Raw genomic sequence first — 16698 nt, 5'->3', positions numbered from 1 at the left:
CATCTCTGTCATCTTGCTTTACGCAGACCTTCACGGCCTCGTAGCCCTCGTTCCCCGCTAAGGTGGCCTTGATCTGAGAGCAAGGCCACCTTAGCCGGAGGGGAACTGGGGGCTGTTGCTAGCGCTGATCTAACACCTCCCTCACCTTGCGGGCCAGGCTGGAGGGGGTAAATGGCTTTTGCAAGAAGGCATCGGTGGCCTCGATCACCCCGAGCCGGATGCCCACATCATCGGTATAGCCGCTGATGTACATGACTTTCACGGGACTATGGTGCCGACGCAGGTGCTCAACCAGCTCTCGACCGCTCATTTCCGGCATTACTACGTCGGTGATCACGAGATCAATGGAGCCTGGATAGCGGGCGATCACCTGGAGGGCCGCCTGCCCATTGGCCGCCGTTAAAATCTGGTAGCCCAGCCGTTCGAGGGCCAGCTTGGCAATCTGGCGCACCCCCGCCTCATCTTCGACCAGCAAAATAGTTTCGCTGCCCTGCTGCACGGGCAAAGCCGGAGTCAAGCTGGGCTGTGGCCTCGGCCCCACCGCTGGAAACAACAGCTTAAATCGGGTGCCCAGGCCCGGTTCACTATACACATCAATGAAGCCACCACTCTGTTTGACAATGCCAAACACGGTGGCCAACCCCAGCCCCGTGCCCGTGCCCGGAGGCTTAGTGGTAAAGAAGGGCTCAAAAATGCGGGCTTTGACCGCTGCGGTCATGCCGTGGCCTGTATCAGAAATGGTCAGAGCGGCGTAGGTGCCAGGCTTACAGTTGAGCTGGCCCAGCGACTCATCCGGTCCTAGATCGAGCTGAGCGGTGGCCAGGGTGAGATCGCCGCCGTTGGGCATGGCGTCGCGGGCGTTGACCACCAGATTGAGAATGACCTGCTCTAGCTGGCTCGGATCGACTTCAATGGCGGGCAGATGGGGGGCCAACTGACTAATCAGGCGAATGTCGGCGCTAATCAGGCGTCTGAGCATAGCTTCCAGATCGCTGATCACCGCGTTGAGATTGAGCACCTGGGGGGCGAGCATCTGTTTGCGGCTAAAGGCCAACAGGTGGCGGGTCAGGTTGGCCGCCCGATCCCCAGCGGTGTGGATGTCAGTGGCGATCGCCCGCAGCGGGTCGGGGCCGGGCAAGGCCGACAGCAGCATATCGCTACAGCCCAAAATAATCGTCAGCAGGTTGTTGAAGTCGTGGGCAATGCCCCCCGCTAATTGGCCCACTGCCTCCATCTTCTGACTTTGCAGCAGCTGGGCCTCTAGGTTCTTTTTCTCAGTCAGGTTGAGCATACCGCCAATCATGCGCACCGCCTGGCCCTGGTCATTGCGAATGATATAGCCTCGATCCATCACATAGGCATAGCGACCGTCCTGGCAGCGAAACCGATACTCGTCAGTCCAGAGGGCGGCGGTGCTGGCTAGGGCCGTCTGCATAGACTCAAGCAGCCGCTGGCGATCGTCGGGGTGCAGACGGCTGCGCCACCAGTCGTTGGCGGTGATCAAGTCAGCGTCGCTGTAGCCAAACAGGGTTTTATAGCCCTCCCCGCGCCAGGTGGTGTCAGTGAGAATATCCCAGTCCCAAATGGCATCGTTGGTCGCCTTAGACACCAGCCGAAACCGTTCTTCACTGTCGCGCAGCTGTTGTTCCGCCGCTTTCTGAGCAGTGATATCTTGAAATGCGCCCTGCACCCGCACAATAGCTCCGCTGGCATCGCGCACCGCCTCGCCAATCGACCGCGCCCAGATGGGGCGACCCCGAGCAGTAACCACCTGTAGCTGTAGATCAAAGTTTAATCCCGACTGCATACAGGCCTCAAAGGCCGCCTGAATTTTGGCCTGATCGGCGGGCGCATAGTACTGATTGGCCTCAGCCATGTGGGGCACATGGTCAAGGGGTTGTTCCAAGATGTGGTACATGTCGTCCGACCAAGTCATGGTCATCTCCGGCAAATCTACCCACCAGGCCCCTAGCTGACTGACATGGGAGGCCACCCGCAGCAGGGCCTGACTGCGCTGCAGCGCGGCTTCGGCCTGGCGCTGCTGGGTAATGTCTTCGGCGACGCCAATGATGCTGATGGGGGTGCCGTCGCTGTGGCGCTGCACCGATACGCTCAGGCGACACCAAACAACAGGCCCTGCCTTGGTGAAGTAGCGTTTTTCAATCACAAAGCTGTGACGCTGACCCTGCAATAGCTCGTGCAGTAACTCTAGATTGCGGGGGCGATCGTCGGGATAGGTCAAAGTGGCAAAATCGACCTGGCGCAGCTCGGCTTCGGTATAGCCCAGCATTTGGCAGTAGGCGGCGTTGGCTTCTAAAAAACGACCGTCGGGCGTAGTCATGGCAATGCCGATGGCAGCATCTTGAAACAATTGACGAAACCGGTTCTCGCTCGTTGTTAAGGTTGCCTTAGCGGCCTTTGGAGCAGTGATATCAATAACCTCGGGGTGGTAGGTGGCCCAATCAGTGATTCCTTGGGGTTGCAGCTTGTTCACCAGGGCTCTGACCGCCGACCAATCTTCTTTCCACAGCGAAACCGGCACCTCCCCAAAGATGGTTGGGTAGCGTTGGTCTTGGTCGGTCAACTGGGTCGCAACGGGGGAGTCGTCGGTCGTTGCGAGTGTGGGTGGCGGTGAGACCTGCGTCTGTCGGCGGTGGCGCTCAAGGGCACAGCCCACAGCCCGGATCATTTCCGCCGGAGGGGTTTGCCCTTTGATCAAATAGTCTTGGGCTCCGGCTCGAACGGCCTCTAGCCCCAGCGGGGTCTGGGTGGGGCTCACCAGCACAACCACGGGCAGATCAGCCGCCTGGGCTTGCAGGGTTGCTAGGGCCTCTAGCCCCCCAGCGGCTTCTAGCTCTAGCACCATGCCATCTACAGGATGGCCCGAACTCAGGTAGGCCAGGGCGGCCTCGACCGGGTCTATGACGATCGTCACAAAGTCGGGTGCGGTGAGATTGCTCAACGATACCGCATCGGCTCTTGCACCAATCCAGAGAATGTGACTAGTCTGTTGTCCAGTCATAGGACGCCTCCCGCTAGCCCCCGTCGCTATCGTTTACTGCAATGGGCATGCCCCTAAGGATGGCGATCTAACCCCTCTTCCCTACCATCGTAATCTAGGGCCTAGGTCGCGATCGCCATGGCGAGATCGCCTGATCCCCACCGTCTAAAATGCCCCCGAGGTCAGCTGCTGGGTTTCGATCACCCCTTCAGCCTGATGGGCGATCTGTCGCAGGGCATCGAGCAGGCCCGGGTCAGCTGAGGCCCATAACCCCCGCTGGCTGGCCTCTAACAGCCGCTCGGCCATATCGCGCAGCGCCCAGGGGTTAGATTGCTGCACAAAGGCCTGCACTTGAGGATCCAACACATAGGCCTGAGCCACCCCTTCGTACATGTGGTCGGCAACGCAGTGGGCGGTGGCGTCGTAGGCAAATAGATAGTCTACTGTGGCGGCCATTTCAAAGGCCCCTTTGTAGCCGTGGCGCATCACTCCCTCGATCCACTTGGGGTTGACCACGCGGGAGCGGTAGACCTTGGCGATTTCGGCGGCCAGCGATCGCACTTTGAGCTTGGCCGTCACCGCATTGTCGCCAAAGTAGGTGGCGGGCGATCGCCCCTGGAGGCTGCGGGCGGCCACAGTCATACCCCCTTGAAACTGGTAGTAGTCGTCAGAGTCGAGCAGGTCGTGCTCACGGTTGTCCTGGTTGTGCAGCACCACCTGCATCTGCTGCAGCCGCTGGGCAAAGGCTTCGGGGGCGGCGCGGCCCTGGGCATTGCGTCCGTAGGCGTAGCCGCTCCAGTTGAGGTAAGCGCGGGCCAGATCTGCGTCGGTGCTCCAGTTTTGCGATTCGATCAGCCCCTGCAAGCCTGCGCCGTAGGCCCCCGGTTTAGAGCCAAAGATCCGGTAGCGCGATCGCACCGCCGCCTGCTCTGCTGTCAGCCCCTGGGCCTGCCACTCAGCCAACTCTTGCTGCACCCTGGCTGCAAGAGGATTCTGGTCGGCGGGTTCTGCCAGATCGGCCACTGCCGCCACCGCCTGGTCAAACAGGTCGATCAAATTGGGGAAGGCGTCGCGAAAGAAGCCCGAAATCCGCAGGGTGACATCTACCCTAGGCCGCCCCAGGGCCGACAGGGGCAGCACCTCAAAATCGACCACCCGCCGCGAGGGGCCATCCCACACCGGGCGCACTCCCATCAGCGCCAGGGCTTCGGCGATGTCGTCACCGCCGGTACGCATGGTCGAAGTACCCCACACCGACAGGCCCAGGGTCTGGGGGTAGTCGCCGTGGTCTTGGGTGTACTGCTCGATCAGCACCTCAGCCGCCCGCCGCCCCACATCCCAGGCGCTCTCAGTGGGAATGGCGCGAATATCGACCGAGAAGAAATTGCGCCCGGTGGGCAACACATCGGGCCGGTTGCGGCTGGGGGCACCCGCTGGGCCGCTGGGCACGTAGCGCCCGTCCAGACCCGCCAGCAGGTTTGTGATTTCGTCAGTGGTGCGAAGGAGAGCGGGCAACAGAGTGTGCTCAATCCACTGAAGTTCGGTAGCCACAGCCTCCCCTCCTGGGAGGGGTGCCCCCAGGGCGGGGTGGGTCTCGGGGTCTGGGCGAACCCACCCCTGCCCCACCCAGGAGGGGAGTAGCCCTTCCACTAACCTGGCCGCTTCTTCCTCCAGCCGCGCGATCGCATCCCCCACAATCCGGCAGTTCTCTAACCCGGTGAAGGACTCCCCCGGTTCGGCGGTGAGGGGGTCGAGGTCGAGTCCCCAGGCTTCGGCGATCGCGCGGGTTAGCCCCTGGCGACCGGGGCCGGGGTGGCGGGCGATCGCCACCACCAGATCCCTGAGCTGGCGACCGTTGGGGCACTGGCCAAAGATATGCAGCCCGTCGCGAATCTGGGCCTCTTTGAGGTCACAGAGATAGGTATCGAGGGTGGGGAGGAGGGTGGGGAGGGGGGGAGCGGGTGGATGGGTGGATGGGTGGGTGGGTGGATGGGTGGGGGAGATTTCGGTGAGGAGGTGGGTGTCGGTGAGGAGGGTGAGGATGCGATCGCCGATGAGTTGTAAACGGGTGGGATCAAGGCTCTGGGCTTCGTAGTATTCGTCTACTAGGCCTTCTAGCTTTTCTAGGGGGCCGTAGAGTTCGGCGCGGGTGAGGGGCGGTGTCAGGTGGTCGAGAATCACCGCCTGGGCACGGCGCTTGGCTTGGGAGCCTTCGCCGGGGTCGTTGACGATAAACGGGTACAGGTGGGGCATGGGGCCAAACATGGCCTCGGGGTAGCAGTTTTGCGACAGGCCGACGCCTTTGCCCGGCAGCCATTCTAGGTTGCCGTGCTTGCCCAGGTGTACGATCGCCTGAGCCCCAAACCCCTGCCGCAGCCACTGGTAAAAGGCCAAGTACTCGGGGGTCGGCTCTAGATCTGGCGAGTGGTAGTTGAGGCTGGGGTCAAGGTCGTAGCCCCGGCTGGGCTGAATGCCGATGAAGATGTTGCCGAACTGGAGACCGGGGATGGGGAAGGTGGGTGGGTGGATGGGTGGGTGAGTGGATGAGTGGATGGATGGGTGGGTGGATGGGTGGATGGGTGGGTGGGTGGATGGGTGGATGGGTGGGTGGGTGGATGGGTGGATGGGTGGGTGGGTGTTATCGCCCTCACTCCTCCACTCCCCGCTCCCCCACCGGGCCATCATGCCAGCTCGAACTGTGTCCGGGAGGCTCTCGAAGTGCTGGAGATAATCCTCAATGGGCAGGGACTGATGGACTTGGCGAAAGTCTTGGCCTTCGGGGTCGTTGGTGACGCCAGCGGTGAGGCGATGGATTAGCGCATCGCCATCGGTGGGGATGTCGCCGAGGGTGTAGCCAGCAGCTTTGAGGGCGTGGAGAACAGCGATCGCACTCTGGGGCGTGTCGAGGCCAACACCGTTGGCGAGGCGACCGTCGCGGTTGGGATAGTTGGCGAGAATCAGGGCGATGCGGCGATCGCCCACGGGGGTGCGCCGCAGCTTGGCCCAATGGGCGGCTAGGTCAGCGACAAACTCTACCCGGTCTAGCACAGGCTCGTAGGTGACCACATCGGTTTCCAGCGCCTCGCTGCGCTGATTAGCGGCCTTAAACGACACCGCGCGGGTGATGATCCGCCCGTCCACCTCCGGCAGGGCCACATTCATGGCGATGTCGCGGGGCGATAGGCCCAGGCTCTGGCTCTCCCAAGCCTCCCGCGTGCCGCCGCTGAGAATGACTTGCAGCACGGGCACATCCAGCGCCTCCCACAGGGCCAAATTTGGCCTAGCTCCGTCCAGCTTCGCCACCGAAAAGCTGGTGGTAGTCAGCAGTACATCAATGCCCGGGCCATCCTTGGGCTTGAGCAGAGCGACCAAATCTGCCTGCACCTCGGGGTCTTGCAACGACGACATAAACACCGGCACCGGCTCCAATCCCCGCTGCTCTAAGGCATGGCAGAGGGCATCAATCGGCGCAGTGTTGCTCGCCAGATAGTGGGCACGGTAGAAGATCAGCCCAATTTTTGATGTTTGATTTTGCGGTTCAGATCGCTCTGCCTCCGGTTCCTCTCTCCCAGAGGGAGAGGGGCCAGGGGTGAGGGCCAAGCTGGCATAGGGATACACCCCCACCTTAGGAATCTCCTGGGGCTCCGGCGGGTTGTACTGGGTATGCAGAATGCGATCGCATATCCACAGCAGCCCGTGGGTCATATTTTCAACCCCGCCCTCGTTGAGGTAACGCCACAGCTGGTTGGCCACCGTTAAGGGCACGGTAGAGTGGCTGATTAGGTCGGGGGCAGGGCGATCGTCACCGGGCAGCACCACCAGGGCGGCTCCGGTTACAGCGACGACATCTCTCACCACTTCTAAGCCGTAGGGCCAGTAGGCACGGCCCCCCAACAACCGCACAATGATGATCTGAGCCTGGCGCAGCACAGCGTCGGCGTAGGTGTCGATCGCCAACTGCTGTTGCAGCTGGAGCAGGTTGGCCACCCGCAGCGCTGGAGCATCGGCGGGAAACCGGGCCTGGGCCAGACTTTGAATCTCGGTATCGGCGGCGGTGAGAAACACCAGCGGGGCCGGGGTTTGCTCGACAAAAATTACCCCCTCAGTATCCGGCGTCCAGCCGCCGGGGGTAGCGGCTAAGCGATGCATGGGCGAAATTTAAAACAACTACGAAATCTGAAGGAACTCTAGCGTAAGTCAGACAAAACTGAAACGAGGGCTACCATGGGTACTGCCGAATCATTCAAACCAATTTAGTTACAACCATTTTAATTAACCCCTTTACAGCCAACCTGCAATGGGCGCGCTCGGCCTCAAAATCTAAGGATGCCTGACTCTCAAAACCGTGGCACCGAACAGGTGATGCCCAGGGCTGCCCTGGCGAAACTGGGGCAATTTTTGTGTCAGTACGCTGATCAGCACCAGCTTACTTTGCTCACTGAGGCCGATGGACCTGCTAGCTCAGCGGGCCTGACTTTTTGGTGCTTGCTGGGCTCATCGCTGTCTCTGGTGGTAAGCGCGCACCCCTACACTACCGACCCAATGGGGCAGGGTCAAGCGGCTAACCAGCATGACTCCCAGGTAGTCATCGACCTAATCGCCGACGCTCAAAGCGTTGGTGAATTTATGCGCCAGCAGGGGCTAGACATACCGGCCCAGGGGCTGGCGACCAGTGCTCTGCCCGATCTCAGCCAGTTTATGCTGGCCTGGTTGCAGTCCTGGGCCGAACGGTTGGCTGAGCTAGAGCCCGGCGAGCCAGAACCCAGCGAGCTAGAATCTGGCCAGCCTACGGCAGTTGAGCCTTACCCCCCTGCCAATGCAGCGGTGGCAATTAACCGCCAGCACGAGCGTCGCTTGCTGCTGAACCAGGTGATTACTAAAATTCAGGGCAGTCTCAAGCTAACCGAGATTCTAGAAACCACCGTCGCTGAGGTGCGTCAGTTTCTCCAGGCCGATCGCCTACTGATTTACCAGTTTGACCTCAGCCCCGCCGCCCCCGTAAAGCGGATGGATGCCCCTGATGCCGATTCGCCACCGACACCTCAGCCCCAGAGCGGAGAGCATTCCATCGGCTACATTACCTATGAGTCGCGATCGAGCGATCGCCTGGCCTCGGTGCTCAACTACACTGAAGGGCTCTGTTTTCAGCAGCATCCCGACGCCCCCGATCTGGGCTTACCCTACCGCCAGGGGCACACCTTAGCGATCGACGACGTGGTCGAACACTATCGGCAGTCTCCCTGCCTGCTGTCGTTTTTAACCCAAATGCAGGTTAAATCTAAGGTTGTCGCCCCCATTTTGGTTGGCCAGCAGCTCTGGGGACTGCTGATTGTGCACCAGTGCGCCTATCAGCGCCCCTGGCAGCCGTGGGAAACCGAGTTTTTGCAGCACATTGCCGAGCACCTGGCGATCGCCATCAACCAGGCCCAGCTCTACGAACAGCTCCAACAGCAGACCCAAAACCTTGAAGTGTGCGTAGTCGAGCGCACCCAAGATCTACGCGATGCTCTGGTTGCCGCCGAGGCCGCCAACCGCGCCAAGAGTGAGTTTTTGGCCACCATGAGCCACGAGCTGCGCACCCCCCTGACCTACATCATTGGCATGTCGGCCACGCTACTGCGCTGGTCGCTGGGCGACCTCAACCCCCGCCAGCGCGACTACCTCACCACGATTCAGTCCAGTGGCGAGCACCTGTTGCGGGTAATCAACGACATTCTCGATGTCTCTAAAATTGAGGCGGGGCGCACCGTGCTAGAAGTGCGGCAGTTTGCCTTAGCCTCCCTGTGTCGCCAAAGCGTTGATGCTTTTCGCCGCGAAGCCACCCAAAACGGCATCGAGATTTCCCTCGACCTCAAACTGGCGGCTGGGCAAGAAACCTTCGTGGCCGATCCTCGACGGATTCGGCAAATTTTGGCCAATCTGCTCAGCAATGCGATCAAATTTACCCCCGCTGAGGGCAAGGTCGTGCTGCGGGTGCGGCGAGAGCAAAACGATGTGGTCTTTCAGATCGAAGATACCGGCATTGGCATCTCGGCGGAGGCTCAATCGCTGCTGTTTGAGAAATTTCAGCAGTTGGAGAACGTCCGCCAGCGGGAACACCAGGGCACCGGCTTAGGGCTGGCCCTCACCAAGCAGCTGATCCAACTGCACGGCGGCTCGATTAAAGTCAGCTCTAAGGTTGGGGTCGGCTCGGTCTTTACCGTGCGTATTCCCTTCCAGCGACCGGTACACCCCCTGCCCGTAGAGCTTACCCCCACCGCCGAACCGATTGTCGGGCGCGTGGTGCTGGTCGAAGACAACGAAGAAACCGCCAGTTTGATCTGCGACATGCTTACCGCCGCCGCCTACCAGGTGATCTGGATCGTAGACGGCTCGCGGGTGTTAGACCAGGTCGAACTGTTGCAGCCCGCCGCTGTCATCACGAGCTTGACGTTGGCCAGCGCCGATGGTCACGATATTATTGCCGCCCTGCACCGGTCCTCAGCCTCGGCCAAACCGAGCATTCTGGCCCTACTCGATGTAGATGACCAGGCCCAGGTCGAGCAGGCTCTTAAGTCGGGGGCTAGCGCCTGTATCCATAAACCCATTGATCCCCGCCAGCTATTGGCCACGGTCAATGCCGTGATGGCCAGCCACCCGCTGTAGCTCTTAAAAAAAATGCTGGCGGGATAGCTGAGCCTCTACTTTCCGGTCTCGTTTAGGTTTCAGAATTGGGGGCTGGTCCGCCAAAATTTGGCGTCAGGTAAGCCACCAGCGCGCCAATCAAAAAGCCCGTTATGTTGCGGGTTAGGGGTAACCAGTCGCTGGTGCGGCTAATCACTGGCCCCAGGCCAAAGGCAAAGAACAAAATTCCCCACAGGGGCGAAAAAATCAGTACCCACTGCCAGGCCAACACCTGCCCCGGCTTGCGCGGGTGAGCGGCAAATCCGCAGATCACCCCTCCTAAAATCGAGGTGATCAAGGTCAGCACCCACTGCTCTTGGGGTAGGCCGGGCACCACATTGCAGCCCCCCTGGCGCAAACAGCCCTGAATCGACTCTAGAGCGCTCAAAATAGAGTTGTCTTCGCCGTTCTCGCGCACAAAGAACTGGTTACCATAACGGGTTTGTAGCTCAATCCAAAAGGTGCGGGGCAGCAGGTCATAGACGGCATCACCCACGCTGAAGTTGAGCAGATTGCCGCCGCGCGGGTCAGCCACCAGCATGATGCTGCGATCGTCGAGCCCCCAGAAGTCTTTGACGGCGCGACCTGGGGTTTGGTCGTACTGGGTTAGCACCCGTAGCTTCCAGCCGGTCTCGGTTTCAAACTGGTTAAGTTCAGAATCCAGGCTTTCTTCTTGACGAGCGCTGAGAGACTTGGCCAGGTCGATAATTGCCGTTTCTTTGTCGGGCAAGAGTTCAGGGTTATCGTAGGCCCAGGCGGGGGCCATAGGCAGCCAAACGCAGAGGCCAATGACACAAATGACTAAAATTTTCAGTGCGTTTCTCATACTGACTTGCCGTAACAACCTAGAACTGACAACGACGGAGGCCACCCCACGATCTGCCAAGGTAAGGCAATAGTGAGGCATAGTCCTTAATTTAGTCTATACCTTTGTTAACAGTTGTTTACATTGCTCTAATATTAATTCGCCTAGGGACAGGGGTAGCGCCGGGTGGTCTCGACGGCAGGTAGGTGCAGGCTAAACCGGGCTTGGTTGGGCTGGCTGGGGGTAAACACCAAATCACCTCCGTGGGCGCGGGCGATTTCGCGGGCGAGGCTCAGGCCCAGGCCTAGACCCTCGGTTTGGCCCGTGCGGGCTGGGTCGCCCCGGTAGAAGCGATCGAATAGACGGTCTGCCTCGGCTGGGGTGATGGCCAGGGTAGCATTGGTCAGAGTCAGCCTGACCCACTGTTGGTCGAGGTCGGTGCTCACCCGCACCCAGCCCTGGGGCCGGTTGTATTTAGCGGCGTTGGTGATTAAGTTTTGAATGACCTGGGTGAGCAGATCGCGATCGCCTGCCACCGTCAGCCCCGGCTCGATTTCGGCGGTGAGGGTGAGGTCGGGGGCCAGCAGGGCAAAATCTTCGAGTTGTTCTTGCACCAGGGCGCTAAACTCTACCGGCTGCCGCTGAATGCTCATTTGCCCTGCATCGGCGAGGGACAACAGCAGCAGCTTGCGCACGATGCTGCTGAGTTGACGCACCTGGTCAAGCAGCTGGCTTAGGGCTTGTTGGGTGGCCGAGCCGGTGTCTACCTGTTGAATGGCCTGTTCTAACTCACCCTGGAGAATGGTCAGCGGGGTTTTGAGCTCATGGGCGGCGTCGCCACTAAAGCGAGAAGCCTGCTGAAAGCTGCGTTCTAGCCGTTCTAGCATGGCATTGAAAGCCACAATCAGCGGCTCAAACTCTGGCTCGGTGGCGGGGGGCACTCGCTGGTGCAACCCCTGGGCAGTCACCTGATTAATGCTTTGGCTGAGCTGGCGCACGGGCCGCAGAGCCTGGCCAGCCAAGGCCCAGGCTCCGCCGCCAATGGCCAGCAGCAGCCCTGGAATAGTGAGGAGATAGATGCGCTGGAGGGCGGTCATTTCCTGTTGCAGGGCGTCGAGATTGGCCGCGATCGCCAGCTGCCCCAGAGACGACGCCCGTACCGATACCCGCCAGGAACCAGCGTCAGTCTGTACGGTGAGCAACCGACGATGACCCCGCCGAGGCCCACCCGCCGATGGCAGGGGCAGGGCGGGCAGTTGGGCCGGGGCGATCGACCATTGGGGAGATTGGTAGACTATTTGCCCAGCCCGGTTGATTAATAAAAGGCCCACCTCTGAGTCGGTGGGCAGGCCCAAGTCTTTGGCTAAATCGGCCTCTAGGCGTGGGCCTAGGCTCAACCCTAAAATCGGCCCCAGCCCGGTATCTGGGCTAGGGCCACTGCCCAGGCGGCCATCAGGACCGTTGCCGGGACGAGCCAGGGGCACAGCGCGCTCTAGACGGGCATCGAGGCGATCGAGCTTGGCCTGGTAGATTAGCCAGCTCGACAGCAGGGCAAACCCCAGCAGCGCCCCACCTGCCAGGGCGGCAGCCCAGAGCGCCAGCCGCAGCCGCAGGGAGGGTCGGTTCACCCCTCGGCCTCCGGGACGCGAAAGCGGTAGCCGACCCCCCGCACGCTTTCAATCCACCGGGCGGCGTCTAGGGGGTCGAGCTTTTTACGCAACCGCTGAATGGCGACATCGACAACATTGGTGGTGGGGTTGAAGTCGTAGCCCCAGACATGCTCCAAAATTTGGGTGCGGGTGAGCACACGACCGGGCGATCGCATCAAATATTCCAGTAGGTTAAACTCACGGGCCGTCAGCTCAACCCGCCGGTCGGTGCAGGTAACGTCACGGGTGATGCGATCGAGGCGCAGGGGGCCAGCGGTGAGAAAATTTTGGCGATCGCCGCTGCTGCGCCGCACTACCGCATGGATGCGGGCTACCAATTCTTCGACATAGAAGGGTTTAGCGATGTAGTCATCAGCTCCTAAATTGAGCCCAGCCAGCCGATCGTCGAGTTCGTTACGGGCGGTGATTAAAATGATCGGCACCGTCTGCCCTGCCCCCCGCAGCGCTTTGAGAATGGCCAGACCATCCATGCCCGGGACCATAATATCGAGCAGTACCACGTCGTAAGTGCGATCGCAGGCCAGGGCATAGCCCTCACTGCCGTGGTGGCAGGTGTCAACCACGAACCCCTGCTCCTGCAGCCCCTGGGCCACGAACCCGGCAATCCTAGCCTCGTCTTCTACCAGTAATACGTTCATATCGCTGCTTAGCCTAGCACCGCCCCACCGCCTAGAGCATGACAAAGGTGTAATTTAGCCGCCATGGTTTTGTCATGGTGTCTAGACTTAATAGATCTTGTCAACCTTAAATCACCCCTTAGTTGAGTATGGTTATGCACCGTTCTCTGATCACCGCCGCCCTCACCCTGGGACTAGTCGGCAGCCTGGGCCTAGCCGCCTTTAGTCAAACTCACCAGCGCCCCCAGCGCACCGAGCAGACTCAAGGCTATCGCCAGGGTCGGGGGCCAAGTCAGGCCCTGGCCACCGCTGCTGCTCAGCTTGGCGTCAGCGAAGCTAACCTGCGGGCAGCCCTGGGCATTCCCACCGAGATGCCGCCGCGCCCTGACTTGGCGGCGGCGGCTACCCAGCTCGGCGTCAGCGAAACTGACCTGCGCGAGGTTCTGCGCAACACCATGCGCCAGGCCAGGCAAAACCGGCCAGCGACAGGCGAACGGCCCGACCCCCGCGCGGCCCTAGCTGCTGCCGCCGCCCAGCTCGGCGTCAGCTCAGCCCAGCTTCAGAGCGCCCTGGGCCTGCCCGCTGAACTGCCACCACGCCCTGACTTAGCAGTGGTCGCCACCCAGCTCGGCGTCAGCGAAGCCGACCTGCGCGAGGCCCTCCGCAGCGCCATGGGGGCAAGGCACCGCCGCGCCAACCCCGAAGCCCAAGGGCAGTAAGCCCGCCAAATACCTTTACGTGTCCTGAATTTGACCCACCGCTTGCCTTCGGGCTGATGGGTCACATTCAGGCGTTTTAACCCCTGCTGGGGTCTGGCCACATTAACGTTGATTTAGAAACCAGGGCGGATGAAGGGGATCGAACCCTCGAATGGTGGAATCACAATCCACTGCCTTAACCACTTGGCTACACCCGCCATATTTGCGTTTTTTACTATAGCACCGATGGAGAGTTATTCACTATGGCTGGCAAAATTTTTCTGAGGAGGGGCTATTTCTAGGCAGGGAGGGCGGTAGTTCGTAGAATCTAATCAATCCCCCAGGGGTGATCGCCCCTAGCCGTTCTGGCCTCGCTCCAGCCCATGTCGGGGGTGCCGTCGAATTGCGCCTTGCTCGATCGCTGTGTCTATGTCGGTTTCTATCATCATCCCCACCTGGAATGAGGCCAGCTGTCTAGGCCGCACCCTGAGCAGCCTGCAAACCCTCAACCCACCCCCGCAAGAGGTGGTGGTGGTCGATGGCGGCAGCACCGACGACACGGTGGCGATCGCCCGCACCTACAGCGATCGCCTGCCCCTGACCGTGATGCAAGCCCCCACCCCAGGGCGATCGGTGCAAATGAATCTGGGGGCCAGGGCGGCCCAGGGCGATGTGCTCTGTTTTCTCCATGCCGATACGCTGGTGCCCGACGACCTGGTAGACCTGTTGCAGGGCACCCTGCTCAATCCTGCGATCGCCTGCGGTGGGTTTATCTCACTGATGACGGGTCCAGTCTCGATTCGCTGGGGCATTTCGCTACACAACGCCCTCAAGACTTACTACGCACCCTTGTTGTTTCGACCCCACCTGTTTTTTGCCCGGGGTTTGCGGCTACTGTTTGGGGACCAGGTGATGTTTTGCCGCCGGGCCGATTTCTTCGCCTGTGGTGGCTTTGACCCAGCCCTGCCGATTATGGAGGAGGCCGACCTCTGCCTCAAACTATGTCGCCGGGGCCGCATTCGCCAGATTAACCGCGTGGTGCAATCCTCCGATCGCCGGGTCGCTGCCTGGGGAGCCCTCAAGGCCAACGCCATTTACTTAATGATTGGGTTGCTCTGGGGGCTAGGGGTATCGGCCACCACACTCAAGCGGTTTTATGAGGAGGTGCGGTGAGGGGCCAGAAAAAATTCAGGTTGCAGGTCTACATTGAACCCGAAACCTTAAACCTGCAACCCTCAATTCTTACTCCCAGGCGTTTGCCGATTCACCCCCCAGTCGTAGGGCAAATACTCCACTTTAGTCAGGGCCGACAGGGGCGGGTTAGGGGCCAGGTAAGCGCCAATGTAGTCGGGTACCGAGGGGGCAACTTGCAAAAAGTCTTTGCCATACCACTTCAAGATTTTGCTGCAATAGAGCACTCCAGCTTCGGCGTCGTAGCGCACCTTGTCGGGATTGTGAATGAAGCGGTGGGCATCGGTTTCCAGTTGGGCTTCGACAATGTCGGGCAGGTAGGCCTCATTGCGCAGAATGGGGCACCCCACCGCCCCACAGACCAACGCGAAGTGAATGCGTGGCTCCTTGAACTGGGGGCGCAGGGTATCGTGTTCCAGGCCGTTGAGGCTGAGGGGTTTGCCGTCGAGGTGGTAAACCGAACGGCTAAAGAAGCGGCTAAAGCTTAGCCAGTTGGGAATGCCCAACAGCTTAGGCAGAATTGAGTCGATAGGGTACTTTTGCAGCACCTGGCGAATGGTCAGAGCGTTGTAAAGATTGATCAGCAGCGCTAGAGCTTCCTCTGAGTTCAGCCCGTCGAGGCTGTTGGGTAAGGTGTCTAACCAGGCTTCTAGGGTGGGGAGGTCGGCCTGCTGCCAGCGGGCGTAGTCGACTCGGCCCTGGTCGTTCACGTAGGTCTGAAGCAGAGAATTCCAGGGGGTAAAATCTAGCATGGCCGATCTCCTGCGCCAAGGGTCGCTGTCTCTGATGCTAACGCCGATGAATCTAGTTCGAGTCGTGGCCTGGTCGCTGGTGAACCGTTGGGTGCAACGAACATTTCCTGATGTCCCCACGGTGCCCCCCGCAGGCCTAGCAGACTGGTTGAGTCAAAATTCAGGGCCTGCCCCCATTCTGCTCGATGGGCGGCGCGACGATGAGTTTGCGGTGAGCCATTTGCCGGGGGCCTATTCTGCACCCAATATAGAAACCGCCCTGGCACTAGATCTAGAGCGCGATCGGCCCATTGTGGTCTACTGCTCGGTGGGCTATCGTTCGGCTCGCCTGGCGGCTCAGCTGCAGGCAGCAGGGTACAGCCAGGTGTATAACCTGCTTGGGTCGGCGTTTCAGTGGGCCAATCAGGGGCGATCGCTGGTCAGTCAAGCCCAACCCGTAGCGACCGTGCACCCTTTTAACCCGGTCTGGGGTCTACTGCTCAAACCGGGACGAGCCCACCGGCTAGACGACTAAACCGACGGCTCACCCCGCTACCGGGTTAGACTGGGCCAAAATTTGCTCCCACTGGGCCAGGTCTTCGGGGCGATCGATGTCGGTGAGCGGATCGAGCAATGCTACGGCTAGCCCCTGGGCCGTAGCCGCCGCCAGGGTTTGGGCCAGTACCCGATCGGTGCCCCAGTCGATGGCTCGAAACAAGCTGGGCTGGGGTTGCCGCAGCCCAATGAGGTAATAGCCGCCATCGGTAGCAGGGCCAAGCACCACGTCGGCCTGGGGCAGAGCGGCTAGGGCTGCCGCCAGATGCTCAGTCTTGAGGGCGGGGCAGTCGCTGCCAATGGCGATCGCTCCTGCTCTACCCAACTCAAACGCTTGCCTAAAAGCGGCCTCCAATCGCTCCCCCAAGGATCCATCAGATTGGGGAATGTAGACGACCTGATCGCCTAGCCAGCCCTGCATTTGGCCTTGGCTACCTCCAGCGAAGTGCACCGCTACCGCCAGGGGAAGCTGCTGGGCTGCCGCTGTCACCTCAGCCAGCACATACTCACTCAGCCGTCGCTGAAGGCTGGCGGCCCCCTCCGCCCCCAGGTGGGGAATCAATCGGGTTTTGGTGCGCCCCGGCTCTGGGTAGCGGGTAAACATCAGCAGCCCATAGGTTGCAGACTCGTCTATTGGAAATAAAGACATGGCATTGATGCGGCAGATTGCCTTTCATCGTAGTTTTTTGTGGGGCGTTGAGCCGCCTGTTGCAGCAGCTGATTTAGATAGGACACGTTGCCAGGCGACATCCTCTGGTAGGGGCATT

The 16698-nt window shown here is 60.5% G+C and carries 11 protein-coding genes and 1 tRNA gene; 4 read left to right on the top strand and 8 right to left on the bottom strand.

Annotated features, from left to right (window positions below):
* Positions 1–118: 118 nt before the first annotated feature.
* Both RRF56_RS24755 and cobN read right to left on the bottom strand, forming a co-directional pair.
* Entirely contained in the window at positions 119–3022 is a 2904-nt protein-coding gene (locus tag RRF56_RS24755; RefSeq protein WP_317035819.1) for a PAS domain-containing protein, read from the bottom strand.
* 144 nt (positions 3023–3166) lie between these two features.
* A complete protein-coding gene (cobN, locus tag RRF56_RS24750) occupies positions 3167–7150 on the bottom strand; it encodes a cobaltochelatase subunit CobN (RefSeq protein ID WP_317035818.1) in 3984 nt (1327 codons plus the stop codon).
* 177 nt (positions 7151–7327) lie between these two features.
* Between cobN and RRF56_RS24745 the strand changes: the two genes are divergently transcribed.
* On the top strand, positions 7328–9646 hold the full coding sequence (locus tag RRF56_RS24745) for an ATP-binding protein (RefSeq protein ID WP_317035817.1): 2319 nt from the start codon (positions 7328–7330) through the stop codon (positions 9644–9646).
* A gap of 52 nt (positions 9647–9698) precedes the next feature.
* Here RRF56_RS24745 and RRF56_RS24740 read toward each other — a convergent pair whose 3' ends face one another.
* From RRF56_RS24740 to RRF56_RS24730, 3 genes are all read right to left on the bottom strand, one after another.
* On the bottom strand, positions 9699–10430 hold the full coding sequence (locus RRF56_RS24740) for a TPM domain-containing protein (protein ID WP_410510692.1): 732 nt from the start codon (positions 10428–10430) through the stop codon (positions 9699–9701).
* 203 nt (positions 10431–10633) lie between these two features.
* Positions 10634–12097 carry an ATP-binding protein gene (locus tag RRF56_RS24735; RefSeq protein WP_317035815.1) on the bottom strand — a complete coding sequence of 488 codons (1464 nt, stop codon included), beginning with the start codon at positions 12095–12097 and terminating at the stop codon, positions 10634–10636.
* Positions 12094–12777, bottom strand: coding sequence for a response regulator transcription factor (locus RRF56_RS24730; RefSeq protein WP_317035814.1), 684 nt, complete (start codon positions 12775–12777; stop codon positions 12094–12096). The genes RRF56_RS24735 and RRF56_RS24730 overlap by 4 nt, the downstream gene beginning before the upstream one ends.
* Positions 12778–12911: 134 nt before the next feature.
* Here RRF56_RS24730 and RRF56_RS24725 point away from each other — a divergent pair, with 134 nt between their 5' ends.
* Positions 12912–13475, top strand: a complete 564-nt coding sequence (locus tag RRF56_RS24725) for a hypothetical protein (RefSeq protein ID WP_317035813.1) — start codon at positions 12912–12914, stop codon at positions 13473–13475.
* Between the two features lie 124 nt (positions 13476–13599).
* On the opposite strand, the gene RRF56_RS24720 is transcribed toward RRF56_RS24725, so the two are convergent.
* A tRNA-His gene (locus RRF56_RS24720) sits at positions 13600–13672 on the bottom strand.
* Between the two features lie 211 nt (positions 13673–13883).
* Between RRF56_RS24720 and RRF56_RS24715 the strand changes: the two genes are divergently transcribed.
* On the top strand, positions 13884–14627 hold the full coding sequence (locus tag RRF56_RS24715; protein ID WP_317035812.1) for a TIGR04283 family arsenosugar biosynthesis glycosyltransferase: 744 nt from the start codon (positions 13884–13886) through the stop codon (positions 14625–14627).
* Positions 14628–14689: 62 nt separating this feature from the next.
* Here the strand turns inward: RRF56_RS24715 and RRF56_RS24710 are convergent, their stop codons facing one another.
* On the bottom strand, positions 14690–15397 hold the full coding sequence (locus RRF56_RS24710) for a DUF547 domain-containing protein (protein WP_317035811.1): 708 nt from the start codon (positions 15395–15397) through the stop codon (positions 14690–14692).
* On the opposite strand from RRF56_RS24710, the gene RRF56_RS24705 reads away from it, so the two are divergent.
* On the top strand, positions 15396–15911 hold the full coding sequence (locus tag RRF56_RS24705; RefSeq protein WP_317035810.1) for a rhodanese-like domain-containing protein: 516 nt from the start codon (positions 15396–15398) through the stop codon (positions 15909–15911). The genes RRF56_RS24710 and RRF56_RS24705 overlap by 2 nt on opposite strands.
* Positions 15912–15920: 9 nt before the next feature.
* Here the strand turns inward: RRF56_RS24705 and RRF56_RS24700 are convergent, their stop codons facing one another.
* Positions 15921–16580, bottom strand: a complete 660-nt coding sequence (locus RRF56_RS24700) for a TIGR04282 family arsenosugar biosynthesis glycosyltransferase (RefSeq protein WP_317035809.1) — start codon at positions 16578–16580, stop codon at positions 15921–15923.
* Between the last annotated feature and the right edge of the window lie 118 nt (positions 16581–16698).

The sequence above is a fragment of the Nodosilinea sp. E11 genome (assembly GCF_032813545.1).
GTDB lineage: Bacteria > Cyanobacteriota > Cyanobacteriia > Phormidesmidales > Phormidesmidaceae > Nodosilinea.
This window is presented reverse-complemented; position numbering and strand designations above follow the sequence as displayed.